The following is an 18,275-nucleotide window of genomic DNA, read 5'->3' on the forward strand; positions in this document are numbered from 1 at the left end:
TAAGCAAAACCCTTAGGCTGGCTCACCAAACAAATCGTAATCCGAAGCGTCCGTGATTTTGATGTTGACAAAGTCACCGATTTTTACGTAATGTTTGGTCGCATCAATAAGCACTTCGTTATCTACATCGGGAGAATCAAACTCAGTACGTCCCACAAAATGATTCCCTTCTTTTCTATCGATGATACAACGGAAGGTTTCCCCGATTTTCTCTTGGTTGAGTTCCCAAGAAATTTGGGACTGGATTTCCATGATAATATTGGCCCGCTCTTGTTTCACCTCTTCGGGAACATCGTCTTCCAAATTGTAGGCATGGGTATTCTCCTCATGACTGTACGTGAAACAGCCCAAACGTTCAAAGCGCATTTCTTGGACCCATTTCTTTAAGGTCTCAAAGTCTTCCTCTGTTTCTCCTGGGTAGCCAACGATCAATGTGGTTCTAATGGCCATTTCGGGAACGGCTTCCCTAAAATCTTGCAACAACTTCGTCGTTTTGGCCTGGGTAGTACCGCGTCGCATACTTTTAAGTATGGAGTCGGCAATATGTTGAAGTGGAATATCAATATAATTACAGATTTTGGGCTCGTTGCGCATCACCTCCAAAACATCCATTGGAAATCCTGTTGGAAATGCGTAGTGCAAACGAATCCATTCAATGCCGTCTACTTTGGCCAAGGCCTGAAGTAATTCTGCCAAATTTCTTTTCTTATAAAGGTCAAGACCGTAGTAAGTAAGGTCTTGGGCAATCAGAATCAGTTCTTTTACCCCATTGGCCGCCAACTTTTCAGCTTCAGCAACCAATTCTTCAATGGGTGTGCTACGGTGCTTGCCCCGCATTAATGGAATGGCACAGAACGAACAAGGCCTATCGCAACCTTCGGCAATTTTAAGGTAGGCGTAGTTTTTTGGTGTAGTGGTCAAACGCTCGCCAATCAACTCGTGTTTATAATCGGCGCCAAGCGCTTTCAACAAATTGGGAAGGTCACTAGTCCCAAAATACTCATCCACATTGGGAATTTCTTTCTCCAAATCTGGTTTATAGCGCTCGCTCAAGCAACCGGTCACAAAAACTTTGTCCACATCTCCGGACTCTTTCTTTTGAACATACTCCAAAATGGTATTGACGCTTTCCTCCTTTGCATTGGCAATAAATCCGCAGGTATTGATTACCACTACATTGCCTTCCTCCTCATGAGCCACCTCTTTGTTATTGGCACGCAGTTGTCCCATCAACACTTCCGAGTCGTAGACGTTCTTACTGCAACCTAAGGTTACCACATTGATTTTGTTCCTTTTGAGCGATTTTGTGCGCATAGTTCCTTTAAATGGAGTGCAAAAATACAATAACACAGAGCATTACAATCACTTTGAACTATAATATTTATGGAATTGAAAAGAACTCTTACGGTTTGGTTATTCCTGATATCCTTCAGGCATTTTCCTAACCTTGGTCAATTCTTCAAAGGCTTTACCGATACGGAGTAAATGTGCTTCAGAAAAAGGTTTGCCAATAAAAGTCAAACTTTCGGGCTCGCCATCAACTTTATATCCCATAGGAACGGTCAAAGCGGGATATTCGGCCACTGCTGCATAGCCAGCGTGGTAATTGTTGATGCTCAACACGGCATCAAGCTGCTTTTCTTCCATGATATTGAAAAAGGCCCTACCCGATTCCTTTAGATTTTGTTTGATTTTTTCAAATTGCTCAGTTGTGGTCGAATCTGCCAAAATACCATCAAAACGTTCCTGTCCGTAAGGTATCCTCACCAAGGAATCTTGTTGGTTGAAGGCAACCACATCTTCTACTGATTCCACTCGCACGGCATCTTTATCCTTGACCTCCGCACTTATATAAGCAGGCAAATCCTCCCTCATATCCAAATTCAACAAGGTAGTGAACCCTTCCAAAGGAATATTCTTAGCTTCAAATTCTACGATTTGTGCGCCAGCCTCCCGTAATGCTTCGACGTTCGTAGCATAAATGGAATCCCGCTCCATTAAATTCTTCATCACACCCAAACGGATTTCTTGAAGCGGCTCTGGATTCATCCAAGCGGATAAAATACCCGGTTCCGCAGTCACTGATTTGTAGTCTGCTTCATCTTTCCCCAACATGGCATCCAACAGAATGGCATTGTCCGTCACATTTTTAGTCATGGGACCTGGGGTGTCCAAGGTACTCGATATGGGCACAATCCCTGTTCGACTCAATAAGCCAATGGTCGGTTTCAATCCCACTACAGAATTCTGACTGGATGGTGAAAGTATGCTTCCTGAAGTCTCGGTTCCAACTGCACCCACGGCATAGTTGGCCGCTGTAGAAGTTCCACTGCCCGCGCTGGAACCACCCGTATCAAAAATCCTTCTTCCGTAGGGATTTAAGGTCTGTCCGCCTATGGCGCTCTGGCCATTGGGACATACACTACAAATAAAGTTAGCCCACTCACTTAGGTTTACCTTACCTAAAATTAATGCTCCCTTTGACTTTAGACGTTCCACGATAAAAGCATCATCGGTCTGGTTTTCTTTGAGAACAATGGCACCTGCTGTGGTTTTCATTTCGGAGGTTCCTATATTATCCTTCAATAAAATGGGCATTCCATAAATAAGATGATGGATCTCCTTGCTCTCATCCAGTTGACGGGCTTCTTCAAGCACCTTTGGATTCAATGCAATTATGGTGTTTAAGGTGGTTTTGTTCGGCAACTCGTATTTATAAATTCGATGTAGGTAGAACAATACCAAATCTTCGTAGGTGAAAGTTCCATCATCAATATGGTTTTGAATGGTTGGGATATCCTGTTCCAAAACCAAAGGTTTCATTTTTTCGTATTGCGCTTCGGTGAACTGGGATACTTCGTCATACAGAGGAAGAAACACTTCGTTCTTATCCAAGACCTTGCTCTGGATGAATTTATAGCGCATCCTCTTGTTCTCGTGATCTGCATTGGCAGCAACCTCAGCGGAATCGTTATAGGGTGTCCAGAGAACAATATCCTCCTTGGGTTCAGCATTTTTATCTTTACAAGAAATGAATCCTCCGATGAGTAGAAAAGCACATAGAAAATATCTGAACATGATATTATATTTTGAAGAATGAATCGACAAATTCATATTTATTGAACACTTGAAGATCTTCGATACCCTCACCTACACCAATATATTTTACGGGGATCTGGAATTGGTCGGAAATTCCGATGACAACCCCACCTTTTGCTGTTCCGTCCAACTTGGTTACGGCCAAACTGGTTACTTCGGTGGCCTTGGTAAATTGTTTGGCCTGTTCAAATGCGTTCTGTCCCGTAGATCCGTCTAGCACCAAAAGCACCTCGTGAGGCGCGTCGGGGACTACTTTTTGCATTACGCGCTTCACTTTGGAAAGCTCGTTCATTAGATTGACCTTGTTGTGCAGACGCCCTGCGGTATCCACCAAAACCACATCGGCGTTTTCTGCTACGGCGGAATTTAGGGTGTCAAAGGCAACGGAAGCGGGGTCACTCCCCATTTTTTGTTTGATGATGGGCACATCCACCCGTTTTGCCCAAACTTCCAATTGGTCTATGGCGGCGGCACGGAAGGTATCAGCAGCACCCAGCACCACTTTTAGCCCTTTTGCCTTAAACTTATGGGCCAATTTCCCGATAGTGGTTGTTTTTCCCACACCATTTACGCCGACCACCATAATCACGTATGGTTTTTTATCCTGTGGAACTGAAATTTCGGTATCCTCGCCCGAGTTTGTTTCGGAAAGCAAACCTGCAATCTCTTCTCGAAGAATGGTGTTGAGTTCATCGGTGCCCATATATTTGTCACGGGACACACGTTCTTCGATACGATCTATGATTTTTAGGGTGGTATTTACGCCTACATCGGAAGTAACCAAAACTTCTTCCAGATTGTCCAATACTTCATCATCCACTTTGGATTTACCTGCAACGGCCTTGCCCAGTTTACCAAAAAAACTGGTTTTGGATTTTTCGAGCCCCTTGTCCAAGGTCTCTTTTTTATCCTTTGAAAATATATTTTTGAATAAGCTCATCCTGTGTTCTTTGCTAATGGTCAAAGATAGGAAAGTAAGGGGAGTTTTGTTAATACAAAATTTGATCGGGACGGATTACCCTTATGATTGCAGCATAGGCTGGTGAAATACAAAGTCAAGAAAATAAAAAAGCCGCTAAAAAAGCGGCTTCTATATTGTCTACAAGGAGATTTCCTTATTTGCTGTTCAACCAGTCATTAACCATTTCTGGTGGCATAACGGACTCTACAAAAGTGTATGCTCCAGTTTTAGGAGATTTAACCATTTTGATGGCCTTTGTCAATCTTTTGGATGATGACTGAAGTGTTGCTACTGTTTTCTTTGCCATGGCTTATATTTTTATGCTATTTACTTTGTAAAAAGCTATTACTTAATTTCTTTATGAACGGTCATACGCTTAAGGATAGGATTATACTTTTTGATCTCCATCCTATCTGGCGTGTTCTTCTTGTTCTTTGTGGTAATATACCTAGAAGTACCTGGCATACCAGATTCCTTGTGTTCTGTACACTCTAAAATTACCTGAACCCTATTTCCTTTCTTTGCCATTGTATTGTACTTATAATGCTTTTACAACTTACTTTTTGGAATTGATTTCCTTCAAGACAGCAGAGATTCCTTTTTTGTTGATGATTTTCAACCCACGGGCAGAAACGTTCAAGGTTACCCAACGATCTTCCTCTGGAATATAAAATCTCTTCTTGGAGATATTCGCATCGAACCTCCTTTTGGTCTTATTGATAGAAAAGGAAACGTTGTTTCCAAACATCACCTTTTTTCCTGTTACTTCACAAACTTTAGACATCTCCCTAACTATTTGAGTGATTTTATTGAGGCTGCAAATTTATACCATTTTAATGGGACGTACAAAAATCTTTTTCAGAAATTTAAAATTTCTTTGTACAAGAGCTCAAAAGCCTTGTTTACAGACTTTTTGACAACCCTTTCCCGATGCTTGCCCATTACAAATTTTTGGGCAAAAGTAGCTTTTGGTGTGCTTATTCCTATGTAAACGGTTCCAACATCGGCATCGGAATCCCCTTTGGTGGGCCCCGCGTTACCTGTAGTGGCAATCGCAAAATCGGTTTCCAGCTTTTTCTTCACATTGTTGGCCATGGCCATGGCAACTTCTTCGCTGACTACGGAATGTTTATCTATAAGCTCTTGTGGCACGTCCAACAATTTCACTTTCATCTCGGTGGCATAGCACACTATACTTCCCTTAAAATAATTGGATGCTCCCGGAACTGCGGTAATTCTTTCTGCAATACTGCCGCCCGTAAAACTTTCGGCCGTGGACAATGTCATTTTTTTATTGGTCAACAAAGTACCGATTTGTTTCTCCACTCGTCCATCTTCCTCCTCCTCACCATAAATTATATCGCCAATCAAAGGATACAACTTTTTAACCTGTTCCTCTATGCCGGCCATTAAGGCTTCTTTATCCGTTCCTTTGGCAGAAAGCCGCAACCTTACGCTCCCAAGATTAGGCAAGTAGGCAAACTTTATAAAAGATGGCAGGTCATTCTCCCAATCCTCCAGTTTTTCCGCCACGGCACTCTCTCCCATACCATAGGTCATAATAGTTTTATGAACAATATGGGGACGTTCGTATGCTTCAACAATTTTGGGCAATACGGATTTGGTGATGAGATTTCTCATCTCATAAGGTACACCTGGAAGTGAAACAAAGGCGGTCTTCCCTTTTTTTATCCACAAGCCAGGAGCGGTACCAAATTCGTTGTGCAGCACCGTAGCCTTGGATGGAACCATGGCTTGCTCCCTGTTCAAATCCGAAATTGGGGTTGTAATATATTTTTTGAAAAGCTCTTCAATGTGAGACAATACTGAATCGTCCCGAACAAGTTCGTCCTCAAAGAACTCACAAAGGGCGTGCTTGGTCACATCGTCTTTTGTGGGGCCCAACCCACCTGTAATAATGACCACCGACGAACGTTCCCCTGCTTCTTTTAAAGATTTGAGTATATGTTCCCTATTGTCTTGTACGGAAGTAATTTGATAGACCGAGACCCCAATTTTGTTCAGTTCTTTGGAAATGAACGCTGAATTGGAATCTACAATCTGGCCAATGAGAATTTCGTCCCCAATGGTAATTATTTCGGCTTGCATCTATAAATTGAAGTCGTTTTTCAGTTCGGTGACCACTTGGAGCACATCCTTTTTAAGGATGGGAAATTTTTCCTCTATTTCCTGCATACTGCCTGTTGTTTTGCCCAAGGTTTCTATTTCGAGTGCCTTGGCCCTTGTTTGTTCCATGCCCAAAATATCCACGTTGGGTTTAATTTTGTGCGCCAGCTTGTATATGTTTTCGTAGTCCTTACAGCTGATTGCCTTTTCAAGGCTTTCCAAATCTTCTGGAACTTCTTCCAAAAACACAGAAATTACCGAGGTAATGAAATCCTCATCACCTTCGGCCATTTCATTTATTTTATCGAGGTTGTAAATCATTATCTTACATTAATATCAAACAGTTGCTCTCCTTCCAATGTACCGACAAGGTAGTCATTTGGGCTTACTTTACCAACACCGGCAGGCGTACCGGTAAAGATGATATCACCCTTTTTCAGCATAAAATACGTCGATACATACGCTATAATTTCATCTATTTTCCACAGCATTAAAGAGGTATTCCCTTCTTGCATTTTTTCTCCATTTTTTGACAGTGAAAAATTTAGATTGTCCAAATCTTTAAATTTGTTTTTGGACAACCACTTGCCTACCACGGCCGCCCCATCAAATCCTTTGGCCTTTTCCCAGGGCAATCCTTTGGATTTTAATTTGGATTGAAGGTCTCTTGCCGTAAAATCTATACCCAGCCCAATTTCGTCATAATACTTGTGGGCAAATTCTTTGGAAATATGTTTTCCCACTTTTTTGATTTTCACCAATACCTCTACTTCATAATGTACATCTTGAGAAAATTCGGGGATATAAAAATCTTGCTCTTTGGGTAAAATAGCAGAATCGGGCTTTATAAAAACCACAGGTTCATCCGGACGCTCATTATTCAATTCATCAATATGATCAACATAATTGCGTCCTATACAAATCAGCTTCATAATCTGTTATGGGGGTTAACGCTTCTTATCTTAAAATTTATTGTTGAGCTTGCTCAACTTTATTTGGGTAAGTACTTTTTTGGTGTACAGCGGGAAGTCGGCGTTCAAAATCCAACCAAAATATCCTGGTTCTTTTTCCATGACCTCATCCACTGTTTTCCCTTTGTGTTTTCCGAAGGAAAAAATAGGGTTTTCCTCTTCATCCAATCCAATAAAACCGGCAAAATCGAGATTTTGTTTTCGGGTAGTGAACTCCGATAGTTTTTTAACATCGTTTTCCAGTTCGGGGTATCTTTCCAACTGTGCGAGCAGAACTTCATAAGTGGCCATGGTATCGGCTTCAGCACTGTGCGCACCGTCCAAATTCTTATCACAATAGAATTTGTAGGCCGCTTCCAACGTTCGCTTTTCCATCTTATGGAAAATGGTCTGGACATCTACGGAAACCATGCTCTTCATATCAAAATCCACATCGGCCCGGAGCATTTCCTCCGCCAACAGTGGAATATCGAACCTGTCTGAATTGAAACCTGCCAAATCACTATCGCGGATCATGGCATAAATGTCTTTGGACAACTGTTTAAATGTGGGCTCGTTGGCCACTTTTTCATCGGAAATTCCATGAATGGCCTCAGATTCTGCCGGAATCGGCATTTCTGGGTTCACCAACCATGTTCTGCTTTCCTTGTTTCCATTGGGAAAAACCTTTAGGATGGATATTTCAACTATCCTATCCTTCGCTACGTTGGTTCCCGTGGTCTCCAAATCGAAAAAGCAGATAGGTTTGGTCAATTGTAATTGCATGTGGGACGTTTTAAATAAAATTCACTGGGCTTCTAAATTAAGAATAGTGAAAAGAATATGAACGGTTTTCCGTTATATTTCCCTGTTTATGTCCCAAGCTTCCAAATAATCGGCCACGGCTTTTACAAACATACCCCCCAAGGCACCATTTACAACACGGTGGTCGTAACTGTGTGATAGGTACATTTTACTGCGGATACCAATATATTCTCCTTGATCGGTCTCGATGACCGATGGCATCTTTCTGATGGCGCCCAAAGCAAGGATTCCCACTTGTGGTTGATTGATGATCGGCGTTCCGAAAACACTTCCGAAGGAACCGACATTGGTTACCGTGTAGGTGCCATCTTTTACCTCATCGGGCTTCAACTGATTATTTCTGGCTCTACTGGCAAGATCGTTCACGGTTTTGGCCATGCCTACCAAGTTCAATTGGTCTGCATTTTTAATCACGGGAACTATTAAATTGCCATCGGGCAGGGCCGCTGCCATACCTAAGTTGATATTTTTCTTTTTAATCACCTTGTCCCCGTCCAACGATATGTTCATCATTGGATATTTTTTTAGGGCCATGGCCACGGCTTCCATAAATATAGGCGTAAAGGTCAATTTCTCCCCTTCGCGTTGCTGAAAAGCATTTTTCACCTTGTTTCTCCAGTTCACCACATTGGTCACATCCACTTCCACAAAACTTTGTACGTGTGCGGAGGTGGATACACTCTCGATCATGTGATGGGCGATCAATTTGCCCATTCGGGTGAGCGGAATCACCTCATCTCCTGCCCCTACTTGAACTTTGGATTCTTTTGGTTTGTCCGCGACCGTTTCTTTTGGTGCTATGGGCGTTGCCGCTTTTTCAGTATTGACTTCTTGCTGTGGTGCTGCTTCTACTTTGGTTTCGTTTCCATTGGAACGGTTTTCCAAATAGGCCATAATATCGTTCTTGGTGACCCTGCCTTCTTTTCCCGTTCCAACAATGGCCTCCAATTCGTCCATGGAAACATTTTCTTCCTTGGCAATATTCTTCACCAAAGGTGAATAGAATCGTTCCGAATTTGAAAAATCGGGTGCTGGGGCGGAAACAGATTCTTTCACTCCTGCCATTTGGGCTTCCAATTCCCTTGCTGGTACTTCTGCGGTTTCCTCTACCACCATTGCATCATCGGTGCTGTCATCTGTTACATGGTCAGCTTCACCTTCTATTTGGATTACGGCGACCACTTCACCAACTTTTATGACATCATCTACATCGAACCGCTTTTCCAACAACACGCCATCCACTTCACTGGGAACTTCGGAATCCACTTTATCGGTGGCAATTTCAAAGATGGCCTCGTCCATCTCAATGGTATCGCCCACTTCCTTCAACCAGTTGGTCAAGGTAGCTTCTGCGACACTTTCTCCCATTTGCGGTAATTTCAATTCAAATTTTGACATATTCGTATTTATCAAAGTGATTTTGATTTGTATTTTACAAAAATACTAAAGAAATCGACTTATTTTTGATTTATGTTCATTAATTAGCTTTTATAGAGCTTTCAAAAGGCACTCTATTGATGATGCTTCTTCCCAAAGTTACCTCGTCTGCATATTCCAGTTCATCCCCGACCGAGATACCTCTGGCAATCGTGGAAGTTGTGACCTCCAGTCCGTCCAATTGTTTATAAATATAAAAATTAGTGGTGTCTCCCTCCATGGTGGAACTCAGGGCCAAAATCAATTCTTTTACGACCCCATTCTTCACCTTATTGACCAACGATGCTATATTTAGGTCTTGGGGACCCACGCCTTCCATAGGGGATATTTTACCCCCAAGTACATGGTACAATCCATTGTACTGCGATGTATTCTCAATGGCCATTACATCCCTGATATCTTCCACCACACAGACTATGGTTTCATCCCGTTTGGGATTGGCGCAGATTTCGCACACTTCGGTATCGGAAATGTTGTGGCAGTTTTTGCAAAATTTGACCTCGCTCTTCAATTTTAGCAGGGCATGTGCCAACAGTTCGGTCCTTTCTTCGGGCTGTTTTAGCAGGTGCAATACCAGCCGTAATGCCGTTCGCTTACCGATTCCCGGCAATTGCGACATTTCGTAAACTGCATTTTCCAATAGCTTCGATGAAAATTCCATAGCTTCAATTCTACTACAAAATTACGATTTTACCTTTACCAATTTACTTTCGTACTTTGCAAATCAAATTGCAAATATGACAGCTACACAAATTCTGTTGCTTATAGGTGCCTATTTCTTGGTGCTCATCCTTATCTCATACTTTACTGGAAAAAACGATTCCAACGCCGATTTTTTTAAAGCCGGCAAGCAATCCCCTTGGTACGTTGTTGCCTTTGGAATGGTGGGTGCTTCGTTATCGGGTGTAACTTTTATATCGGTTCCTGGATGGGTAGGAGATAGCCAATTGACCTACATGCAAGTGGTTCTTGGGTATCTTTTTGGCTATTTTGTGGTAGCGTTTGTATTGTTGCCCCTGTACTACAAACTGAACCTCACCTCTATTTACGAGTATTTGCATGATCGTTTTGGAAAAGTAAGTCACCGTACCGGGGCGTTTTTCTTTTTTATATCCCGGGTGTTGGGTGCCGCTTTCAGATTGTATTTGGTCGCCATTGTTTTGCAACAATTTGTTTTTGATGACCTTGGCGTGCGGTTTGAGTTTACCGTGGTCATCTCCATCCTATTGATTTGGCTGTATACCAACAAGGGTGGCATCAAAACCATTGTTTGGACGGATACCTTGCAAACACTTTTTATGATTTTGGCCGTAATTCTTTCCATAGTGATGATCAACAAGGAATTGGGATGGAGTTTTGGTGACTTCTTGGCTTCGGAAGAATTGAAGAGTTACAATAAATTTTTGATAACCGACAGCTTTTTGGATAAAAGCTATTTCATTAAATCCTTTGTAGGGGGAATGTTCGTGACCATTTGTATGACGGGTCTGGATCAGGATATGATGCAAAAAAACCTCACTTGCAAATCCTTGAAAGATGCCCAAAAGAACATGGTCTCATTTAGTTTTGTCCTGGTTGGCGTCACATTTTTATTCATGCTATTGGGTGCCCTACTATATATCTTTGCACAAAGAGAAGGCATTGGAATTCCTTTAATGGATGGCACTCCTAAAACCGACCTGTTATTCCCTGAAATTTCCCTAAATGGCGGCTTGGGATTGGCTTTGGCCATTACTTTTATGCTTGGGTTGATTGCCGCCGCTTATAGCAGTGCCGACAGTGCACTTACTTCCCTGACCACATCTTTTTGTGTGGACTTTTTAAATGTCGAAGAAAAAGAGGATAAAGAACAAAAGCGTATCAGAAAACGTACCCATATTGTAATGAGCGTAGTATTGGTGATTGTTATTATCGCATTTAAATATATTCTAAGCAGCAATGTTATTGATAGCCTGCTCACTGTGGCCGGTTATACCTATGGTCCTTTATTGGGGCTTTTTGCCTTTGGCATCTTCACCAAGCATAAGATCAAGGATGGTTATGTTTGGATAGTTGCACTAGCTTCGGTTGCCACCATAGTTTTGGTCGCCAGTGTACCTGCAGATTATTTGGGAGGGTATCAGGTTGGCTATGAATTGTTACCACTCAACGGTTTATTGACATTTATCGGTCTTTGGCTGATCAGGACCAAGGAACCCAAGCCAAAAACTAGTATTGCCCAGTAGCCAACAACACCAAAGTACAGGCCACTTCTACCTCAATCCCCGCATTTTCAAGGATTTTGTAGAACACGGGGTTTTCGGTACCCGGATTAAAAATCACTCTTCGGGGTGTTAGATCCACTATTTTTTGATAATATTCCTTTTGGTTTTTTGGACTTAAATATAAAGTTACGGTATCAATATTTTGAAAATCACCCAAGTTGTCTTTAATTTGTACCCCTGATACAGTTCCCCCACGTATCCCGAATGCGGTTGTTTCAATATTATTGTCAACCAACCTACGAATTGCTGTGTTACTGTATCTTTCCGGGTTTGTAGAAGCCCCTACGACAAGTGTTTTTGACATTTGTTAATTTTTGTGTTAAACTTTAATATAGACTGTAACTTTTAAAAGGAAAACTCGTCTATTATTCATATATTATATTGTCATTGGTAAGACTGTATTTTTATAGTTAATGGTTAGTGTTTAGTATAGCTTATCAATGTATAACCCCGGTATTTTTGCCGGGGTTTCTTCTTTTATAGACTTGCCGCAATTGCCCCTCCAAACCAGAATGCCCTACAAAAATGGGCAAAGCCATCATATTTTATGTTAAGGAATGTTAAAATAATTTTCTTCTGTAACATTCTTCAGTATCGAGCGTCTTAAAAGTAACATCAATCAATCGAATCATCAATCAAAAAACGAACAACTCATGAGACATGTGAGCATTCTTTTTGCACTATTCTTGTGCACTGTATTTCCTTCAATTTCTTTAGCAAACGACCCCGATACGGCTTTAGGCTCCGTTAACGGAACGGTCGTGGACAATATCAGCAAACAACCTGTTGCATACGCAGCGGTAGTCATCAAATCCGAAGATGGGTCAACGACCATTACCGGTGGCATTACTACCGAAGATGGAAGCTTCGAAATTGAAAAGCTGCCCGATGGCACCTTTCTTTTTGAAGTACAGTTTATCGGTTACAAGACCTACTCCCAAAAACTAGTAATAGCCAAAGGAAAACGAAACCTGAACTTGGGAACCGTAATCTTGGAGGAAGAGACTAAGGAACTGGAAGGCGTTGAGGTGGTAGCGGAACGAACCACTATAGAACAACGTGTGGACCGAAAGGTAATCAATGTAGGGAAAGACCTTACCACAGCAGGTGCTTCGGCATCGGATATTATGAACAACATTCCATCCGTTAATGTGGATTCCCAAACAGGCGATATTACCCTACGTGGAAATTCCAATGTACGTGTCATGGTCGATGGCAAACTATCCAACGTTCCCGTTGCACAATTGCTCAAGCAAATTCCGTCCACATCCATTAAATCCATAGAACTGATCACCAATCCGTCTGCCAAGTACAATCCCGAAGGGATGAGCGGCATCATCAATATTGTTTTGCACAAAAATGCAAACATTGGCTTCAACGGAAACGTGAACATGGGCCTTACCAAAGGTATCGAGGCCAAATTCAATAGCTCCATTGATTTAAACTACCGCAATGGAAAATTCAACTTTTATGGGAATTATGGAAACAATATCGGTAAATGGGTCAACGATGGAAGCATTCTTCGAATCGAGGAAAACTCACGCCAAAAGTTTGACTTTTTCAACAACAACAAATCCCATCTCTATAAAGTAGGGGTCGATTTCTATCTGAATGACAAAAACACCATATCCTTCTTTACCAATCAAAATATTTATGAAGGGGAAGGAGATGGCAAAACCCAAGTTTCGTATTTCAACAATCCATCCAGAAATGTGACCCAATTGTTCTTGGACGATTCCAACAACCGTAGCGAACAGTACAATTTTGACTATAAACTGGACTTTAATAAGGAAGGGCATAACATTGAACTGGAGGTGGACCACAACCAGTTTGAAAGCGAACAAGATGCCGATTTTAGCTCCACTGGAGCATCTACCTACCCGGATTATATGGATTTTGTGGATACCGACCGTACCCAAACCACTGCCAATTTAGATTACGTGAATCCACTGGACAGTATTTCCAAATTGGAACTGGGACTGCAATCCAGAAATTTTGAGACCAAAGTGGATTATTCGTCCACTGGTCAGTCCTTTAATTCCAACGGGGACTTGGTACCCACACCATCTACCAAATTTGTGTACGACATGGATATTTATTCCGCCTACGCCACATTTGGACAGTCCTATGAGAAATGGTCCTACCAAATGGGTGTTCGGGTAGAGGATGTGCAGGTAAAAGCGGATACCAATGCGGTACGCTCCTTCACGGATAACTATACCGAAATATATCCATCCACTTTCGTAACATACAAGCCCAACGAAAAAGACCAGATACAAATTAGTTATAGTAGACGAGTGGATAGACCGGGGCTACAGCAAGTAAACCCCATCCGAGAGTTTGCCACCCCTTTGATATCTTCCTTTGGAAACCCAAATTTGGTTCCCCAGTTTACAAGCTCTTATGAAGCCAATTATACCAAAAGAATCAAAAATGGAAGTATTACCGGTGGTGTTTTCTATAGAAGTATTTCCGATGAGATCAACCGGGCCGTTTATGTGGACCGCTTGGACCTGAACAAGACCATTCTCACTTTTGACAATTTTGATAAAACATCGGCCTATGGCGTTGAGTTGTCCTCCAATTATCGTCCAGCAAAATGGTGGAACATCAATGGTAGTTTTGATATGTTCTCGCAAACACAACGAGGCATTACGGAAACATTCAGTACCACAGACCCCGATCCTACCGAAGATGACATTGTTCAGGAAAATGTCGAGGTCGACAACACAGCCTGGAACCTAAGAATGAACAACAGCTTTACAGTTACCAAAAAATTGACGCTGCAAGCCTTTGGCTTTTACCGTGGACGAAACAAAAGCATACAGTTTGATGCCCAACCCATGTATTTTGTGAATTTAGGCGCACGCTACAGCTTCGCCGAGGGCAAGGGTACACTTAGCTTTAACTACAACGATATTTTCAACACCATGCGCTTCGCCTTTGAAGGTGATTACCCATATGCTCAAGAAGGTGCCTTTAATTGGGAAAGCAACAACGTATATATTGGATTATCCTACCGGTTTGGAAGTGGAAAAAACCGTGCCAAGCAACGCAAAAGAAGGGATGACAACACCAAACAAGGTGGTGGCGGAATCCTATAAAACATATTGATGCTTCATATTCGAGTGTTGGTTGGTTATCTTGTGAGAGCATCAATAAAAAACCCCGATCCTTTAGGATCGGGGTTTTATTTTATACTTATTCTTTATTGTGGCGATATCCGCTACCAGCGAATAATCACACTGCCCCATGTAAAGCCACTACCAAAAGCAGCCAGCACCACCAAGTCTCCTTCTTTGATTTTTCCTGCTTCCCATGCCTCTGTTAAAGCAATCGGAATGGATGCGGCCGTGGTGTTTCCATATTTCATGATGTTGTTGAACACCTGATCATCATTCAACCCAAATTTCTTTTGGATGAATTGTGAAATCCGCAAGTTGGCTTGATGCGGAATCAACATATCAATGTCCTGAGGGCCCAGATTGTTTTTTTGTAAACCCTCCATAATCACTTCACTAAAACGGACCACTGCATTTTTAAATACAAATTGGCCGTTCATATGAGGAAAATAGGATGTATCCTCAGGGTCATTATCCTCAATAATGTCGTTCACCCATCTTTTGCCCATTCCGGGCGCAATCAATGAAAGTTCTTCGGCATGTTGCCCTTCGGAATGTAAATGGGTGGAAAGAATTCCTTTTGAAGTATCTTCTTCTCGGGTTAGTACGGCAGCTCCCGCACCATCCCCAAAAATTACGGATACGCCCCTACCCCTTGTTGTCATGTCCAAACCATGGGAATGAAGTTCGGAACCGATAACAAGCACATTTTTGTACATGCCACTTTTTATGTATTGATCAGCGACGGAGATTCCGTAGACAAAACCAGAACATTGGTTTCGGACATCGAGTGCCCCTATAGTTCTTTTTAATCCCAAATCGCGTTGTACCAAAACCCCGGGGCCAGGAAAGTAATAATCAGGGCTCAGTGTGGCAAAAACAATGAAATCTATTTCATCCTTATCAATGCCGGCACGTTCGATTGCCTTTTGGGCCGCTTTTACCCCCATGGATGTGGTGGTATCTGTACCCTTTACAACATGGCGCCTTTCTTTAATCCCGGTACGCTCCTGTATCCATTCGTCATTGGTGTCCATCACTTTGGACAAATCGTCGTTAGTGACCACATTTTCAGGGACGTAAAATCCCAATCCTGATATTCTTGAGTTATACATTATAAAGTGCTTAATATTGAATCTTTAAAAAGTCCTAGGCTAATTAATGGAAAAGTAAAAAATATATCCCAAGAACTGGATATTTATTAAGAAAATTAGTCCATATACTTTTCAAAATGGTTGACCTCGACCTTGGCTTTTAAATCATGTAAGAGGTTGTAAAGTCCAAAAAATGTGCGGTTTATGTACAAAAAGTGTTTGGATCCTCGGTTTCCGTTCATTTTTCGGATTTGCTCATCTTTGGAGTAGCGTTCACTGAGGTTCGCAATTTTCGACCAAAAGCCTTCATCACCAAAATCGAAAGTCTCTTTGTGAAAAGGTGAAGTGAAAATCGTAAGCATTTCTTTAAACAAAGCTTTAAAAAACTGCAATTCCTCTTCTGAATCTGTTGGTGTTAAAATCTCCAGTTCGTACAATTTCTCCATGAAGATTTTATCGTTGTTGATGTTCTCTTCCTTCGCCAATTCAAAATAGGGCACATAAAAATCGTCCGGTATTTGTTTGATACATCCAAAATCAATCGCAATCAACTTACCTTCGGAACTGACCAAAAAATTACCTGGATGAGGGTCAGCATGCACACGCCTTAATTCATGGATTTGAAACATGTAAAAATCCCAAAGTGCCTGCCCTAATTTGTTGCCCAAATCAGCATCGAAATGGGTTTGGGTAAATTCCCCCAAATGGATTCCCTCCATCCAATCCATGGTCAAAATACGCTCGCTTGATAATTCGCGATAGTATTTTGGAAACTGCATGTTAGGGATAACAGTGCAAGCAGTGGTAATTTCATCACTTTGCTCCAGTTCCAAAATATAGTTGGTCTCCTCCACTAATTTGTGCTCTACTTCCTTAAAGTATTTTTCGGAATCCTTACCCTTCAAGTTGAACATTTTAATGGCCACGGGCTTTACCAAGGCCAAATCGCTACTAATGCTTTCTGCAACGCCCGGATATTGGATTTTGACCGCCAATTGTTTACCATCCTTTTCTGCGCGATGAACTTGACCTATACTGGCGGCGTTCACGGAATCTTTTTCAAATTCATCAAAAATGTCCTCTGGATATTTGCCCAAATATTTTTTGAAGGTCTTGCGCACCAAAGGTGCGGACAAAGGCGGTACCGAAAATTGGGATAAGGAAAACTTTTCCACGTAGGCCCGTGGCAAAAGGTTCTTCTCCATACTGAGCATCTGAGCCACTTTAAGGGCACTACCTTTTAAACTTTTGAGCCCGTCATAAATGTCCTCGGCATTGTCTTGATCCAAGGTATCTTTTGAAGTCTCCGGGTCCACCAGTTTTTTACCGTAGTATTTTACGTAGTTCCCTCCTATTTTAACCCCAGTTTTAACCAGCTTTCCAGCCCGTTCAATTTTTCCTGTGGGGATGGTATCCAAACTTTTCATGTGTTCTATGCGAATTTTTCCTTGTAAAGAAATTTTCCAAAGTCCACAATCTTTTCCAAGGGTGTACTTTCAAAAATCTGGAACACGGTGGTCACGGATTTTTCAATGGCGATATCGGTTTTCTCAAAACCTGGAGAACCATCTTCCATCCAAAATTTTAGGATGAAGAGGAACTGAAACCAAGCTCCTTCTGAAAACAAGGGTGCATTATATTTGAAGATTTTCATGTTTTTCTCCTCATTTCGCTCTTCTATCAAGGTAGAGGCGAAATCCTTGAAACTTTTTCGCAATCCTTTCAATTGGGTCAGACCCTCCAGAGAATATTTGTGCTCATTCATAATGAACAACACATAGCTCCTGTTCAAAGTAAGATTTTCGAAAAATGTGAAGAAGAAAGTCAGCATCTTTTCCTCGTTGGTCATGGAGGCATATTGCCTGTTTTTTTGCATTACTCCATAACTATTGTCGAAAAATTTGTTCCATATGGATTGCTGCAGCGATTCAAACGAACCAAAGAACCCATAAAACTCATCTTCTTTGATTTTATGCTCTTTACAGAATTTGAATACCGAGCTTGGCACCTTTTCATGTTCCAAAACAGATTCCATAAAAAGGGCTATGATTTTATCTTCGGTAATTTTGGATTTGCTTGTATTTGCCATTTTGAGTTGTTTTTTGAAGAATTAACAAAGTTAGGGATGCATCATCTAATTTTTTAAAGAAAATGCACTTTCGCTCGAAAGTGCATTTTCACAACCTAACCAATAAATAAACAAACTGTTATAGTAGTACTATTTCATAGCAATTTCCCATAACACTGTAAATATACATTTTTGTTTAACTTTTTTTAAATTTAAATAAACAAAGTTTTGTTAAAATTGATTTGTTTCCGTCAAGATGGATTCTTAATGCCAGTTTGTCAGATTTGACATTGTGGTATTTTTTTTGACCAACAGCAGTAAAAAGTAT

18 protein-coding genes are annotated in these 18,275 nt (G+C 41.4%); 2 read left to right on the forward strand and 16 right to left on the reverse strand.

Annotated features, from left to right (window positions below; translation table 11 throughout):
• Positions 1 to 12: 12 nt before the first annotated feature.
• The 12 genes from rimO to recR form a co-directional block, all read right to left on the reverse strand.
• Entirely contained in the window at positions 13 to 1,314 is a 1,302-nt protein-coding gene (rimO, locus tag GO009_RS13585; RefSeq protein ID WP_163626813.1) for a 30S ribosomal protein S12 methylthiotransferase RimO, read from the reverse strand.
• A 99-nt stretch (positions 1,315 to 1,413) separates the two neighbouring features.
• Positions 1,414 to 3,078, reverse strand: coding sequence for an amidase family protein (locus tag GO009_RS13590; RefSeq protein WP_163626815.1), 1,665 nt, complete (start codon positions 3,076 to 3,078; stop codon positions 1,414 to 1,416).
• A 4-nt stretch (positions 3,079 to 3,082) separates the two neighbouring features.
• A complete protein-coding gene (gene ftsY, locus GO009_RS13595) occupies positions 3,083 to 4,039 on the reverse strand; it encodes a signal recognition particle-docking protein FtsY (RefSeq protein ID WP_163626817.1) in 957 nt (318 codons plus the stop codon).
• Between the two features lie 175 nt (positions 4,040 to 4,214).
• On the reverse strand, positions 4,215 to 4,367 hold the full coding sequence (locus tag GO009_RS13600; protein WP_014033527.1) for a DUF4295 domain-containing protein: 153 nt from the start codon (positions 4,365 to 4,367) through the stop codon (positions 4,215 to 4,217).
• Positions 4,368 to 4,405: 38 nt separating this feature from the next.
• On the reverse strand, positions 4,406 to 4,588 hold the full coding sequence (rpmG, locus tag GO009_RS13605; RefSeq protein ID WP_100817574.1) for a 50S ribosomal protein L33: 183 nt from the start codon (positions 4,586 to 4,588) through the stop codon (positions 4,406 to 4,408).
• Between the two features lie 28 nt (positions 4,589 to 4,616).
• Entirely contained in the window at positions 4,617 to 4,844 is a 228-nt protein-coding gene (gene rpmB, locus GO009_RS13610; protein ID WP_100817573.1) for a 50S ribosomal protein L28, read from the reverse strand.
• A 74-nt stretch (positions 4,845 to 4,918) separates the two neighbouring features.
• Positions 4,919 to 6,169 (reverse strand): competence/damage-inducible protein A, encoded by a 1,251-nt coding sequence (locus GO009_RS13615; RefSeq protein ID WP_163626819.1) that lies wholly within the window; start codon positions 6,167 to 6,169, stop codon positions 4,919 to 4,921.
• Positions 6,170 to 6,508, reverse strand: a complete 339-nt coding sequence (locus GO009_RS13620; RefSeq protein ID WP_163626821.1) for an Hpt domain-containing protein — start codon at positions 6,506 to 6,508, stop codon at positions 6,170 to 6,172.
• Complete coding sequence (locus GO009_RS13625; protein WP_163626823.1) at positions 6,508 to 7,119, reverse strand: fumarylacetoacetate hydrolase family protein; 612 nt, start codon at positions 7,117 to 7,119, stop codon at positions 6,508 to 6,510. Before GO009_RS13625 ends, GO009_RS13620 begins: the two co-directional genes overlap by 1 nt.
• Positions 7,120 to 7,149: 30 nt before the next feature.
• On the reverse strand, positions 7,150 to 7,923 hold the full coding sequence (locus GO009_RS13630) for a 3'-5' exonuclease (RefSeq protein WP_163626825.1): 774 nt from the start codon (positions 7,921 to 7,923) through the stop codon (positions 7,150 to 7,152).
• A gap of 72 nt (positions 7,924 to 7,995) precedes the next feature.
• Positions 7,996 to 9,360 (reverse strand): dihydrolipoamide acetyltransferase family protein, encoded by a 1,365-nt coding sequence (locus GO009_RS13635; RefSeq protein WP_163626827.1) that lies wholly within the window; start codon positions 9,358 to 9,360, stop codon positions 7,996 to 7,998.
• Positions 9,361 to 9,439: 79 nt separating this feature from the next.
• Positions 9,440 to 10,060 carry a recombination mediator RecR gene (recR, locus tag GO009_RS13640; RefSeq protein ID WP_163626829.1) on the reverse strand — a complete coding sequence of 207 codons (621 nt, stop codon included), beginning with the start codon at positions 10,058 to 10,060 and terminating at the stop codon, positions 9,440 to 9,442.
• A gap of 76 nt (positions 10,061 to 10,136) precedes the next feature.
• Here recR and GO009_RS13645 point away from each other — a divergent pair, with 76 nt between their 5' ends.
• Positions 10,137 to 11,624 carry a sodium:solute symporter gene (locus tag GO009_RS13645; RefSeq protein ID WP_163626831.1) on the forward strand — a complete coding sequence of 496 codons (1,488 nt, stop codon included), beginning with the start codon at positions 10,137 to 10,139 and terminating at the stop codon, positions 11,622 to 11,624.
• On the opposite strand, the gene GO009_RS13650 is transcribed toward GO009_RS13645, so the two are convergent.
• Positions 11,608 to 11,967, reverse strand: coding sequence for a CoA-binding protein (locus GO009_RS13650; protein ID WP_163626833.1), 360 nt, complete (start codon positions 11,965 to 11,967; stop codon positions 11,608 to 11,610). The genes GO009_RS13645 and GO009_RS13650 overlap by 17 nt on opposite strands.
• A 349-nt stretch (positions 11,968 to 12,316) precedes the next feature.
• On the opposite strand from GO009_RS13650, the gene GO009_RS13655 reads away from it, so the two are divergent.
• On the forward strand, positions 12,317 to 14,767 hold the full coding sequence (locus GO009_RS13655) for an outer membrane beta-barrel family protein (protein WP_163626835.1): 2,451 nt from the start codon (positions 12,317 to 12,319) through the stop codon (positions 14,765 to 14,767).
• Positions 14,768 to 14,889: 122 nt separating this feature from the next.
• On the opposite strand, the gene GO009_RS13660 is transcribed toward GO009_RS13655, so the two are convergent.
• From GO009_RS13660 to GO009_RS13670, 3 genes are all read right to left on the reverse strand, one after another.
• A complete protein-coding gene (locus GO009_RS13660; RefSeq protein ID WP_163626837.1) occupies positions 14,890 to 15,900 on the reverse strand; it encodes a 3-oxoacyl-ACP synthase III family protein in 1,011 nt (336 codons plus the stop codon).
• A 95-nt stretch (positions 15,901 to 15,995) separates the two neighbouring features.
• Positions 15,996 to 17,306 carry an AarF/ABC1/UbiB kinase family protein gene (locus tag GO009_RS13665; protein ID WP_163626839.1) on the reverse strand — a complete coding sequence of 437 codons (1,311 nt, stop codon included), beginning with the start codon at positions 17,304 to 17,306 and terminating at the stop codon, positions 15,996 to 15,998.
• Between the two features lie 5 nt (positions 17,307 to 17,311).
• The gene (locus GO009_RS13670) at positions 17,312 to 17,968 is read right to left on the reverse strand and encodes a TetR family transcriptional regulator C-terminal domain-containing protein (protein ID WP_163626841.1); all 657 of its coding nucleotides are present in this window, start codon (positions 17,966 to 17,968) and stop codon (positions 17,312 to 17,314) included.
• Between the last annotated feature and the right edge of the window lie 307 nt (positions 17,969 to 18,275).

It is taken from the genome of Allomuricauda sp. TY007, from assembly GCF_010468565.1.
Taxonomy (GTDB): domain Bacteria; phylum Bacteroidota; class Bacteroidia; order Flavobacteriales; family Flavobacteriaceae; genus Flagellimonas.

Excerpts from the sequence above, each read along its gene's own strand:
- rimO (WP_163626813.1), bottom strand. The coding sequence starts at position 1,314 with ATGCGCACAAAATCGCTCAAAAGGAACAAAATCAATGTGGTAACCTTA.
- GO009_RS13590 (WP_163626815.1), bottom strand. The coding sequence starts at position 3,078 with ATGTTCAGATATTTTCTATGTGCTTTTCTACTCATCGGAGGATTCATT.
- ftsY (WP_163626817.1), bottom strand. The coding sequence starts at position 4,039 with ATGAGCTTATTCAAAAATATATTTTCAAAGGATAAAAAAGAGACCTTG.
- GO009_RS13600 (WP_014033527.1), bottom strand. The coding sequence starts at position 4,367 with ATGGCAAAGAAAACAGTAGCAACACTTCAGTCATCATCCAAAAGATTG.
- rpmG (WP_100817574.1), bottom strand. The coding sequence starts at position 4,588 with ATGGCAAAGAAAGGAAATAGGGTTCAGGTAATTTTAGAGTGTACAGAA.
- rpmB (WP_100817573.1), bottom strand. The coding sequence starts at position 4,844 with ATGTCTAAAGTTTGTGAAGTAACAGGAAAAAAGGTGATGTTTGGAAAC.
- GO009_RS13615 (WP_163626819.1), bottom strand. The coding sequence starts at position 6,169 with ATGCAAGCCGAAATAATTACCATTGGGGACGAAATTCTCATTGGCCAG.
- GO009_RS13620 (WP_163626821.1), bottom strand. The coding sequence starts at position 6,508 with ATGATTTACAACCTCGATAAAATAAATGAAATGGCCGAAGGTGATGAG.
- GO009_RS13625 (WP_163626823.1), bottom strand. The coding sequence starts at position 7,119 with ATGAAGCTGATTTGTATAGGACGCAATTATGTTGATCATATTGATGAA.
- GO009_RS13630 (WP_163626825.1), bottom strand. The coding sequence starts at position 7,923 with ATGCAATTACAATTGACCAAACCTATCTGCTTTTTCGATTTGGAGACC.
- GO009_RS13635 (WP_163626827.1), bottom strand. The coding sequence starts at position 9,360 with ATGTCAAAATTTGAATTGAAATTACCGCAAATGGGAGAAAGTGTCGCA.
- recR (WP_163626829.1), bottom strand. The coding sequence starts at position 10,060 with ATGGAATTTTCATCGAAGCTATTGGAAAATGCAGTTTACGAAATGTCG.
- GO009_RS13645 (WP_163626831.1), top strand. The coding sequence starts at position 10,137 with ATGACAGCTACACAAATTCTGTTGCTTATAGGTGCCTATTTCTTGGTG.
- GO009_RS13650 (WP_163626833.1), bottom strand. The coding sequence starts at position 11,967 with ATGTCAAAAACACTTGTCGTAGGGGCTTCTACAAACCCGGAAAGATAC.
- GO009_RS13655 (WP_163626835.1), top strand. The coding sequence starts at position 12,317 with ATGAGACATGTGAGCATTCTTTTTGCACTATTCTTGTGCACTGTATTT.
- GO009_RS13660 (WP_163626837.1), bottom strand. The coding sequence starts at position 15,900 with ATGTATAACTCAAGAATATCAGGATTGGGATTTTACGTCCCTGAAAAT.
- GO009_RS13665 (WP_163626839.1), bottom strand. The coding sequence starts at position 17,306 with ATGAAAAGTTTGGATACCATCCCCACAGGAAAAATTGAACGGGCTGGA.
- GO009_RS13670 (WP_163626841.1), bottom strand. The coding sequence starts at position 17,968 with ATGGCAAATACAAGCAAATCCAAAATTACCGAAGATAAAATCATAGCC.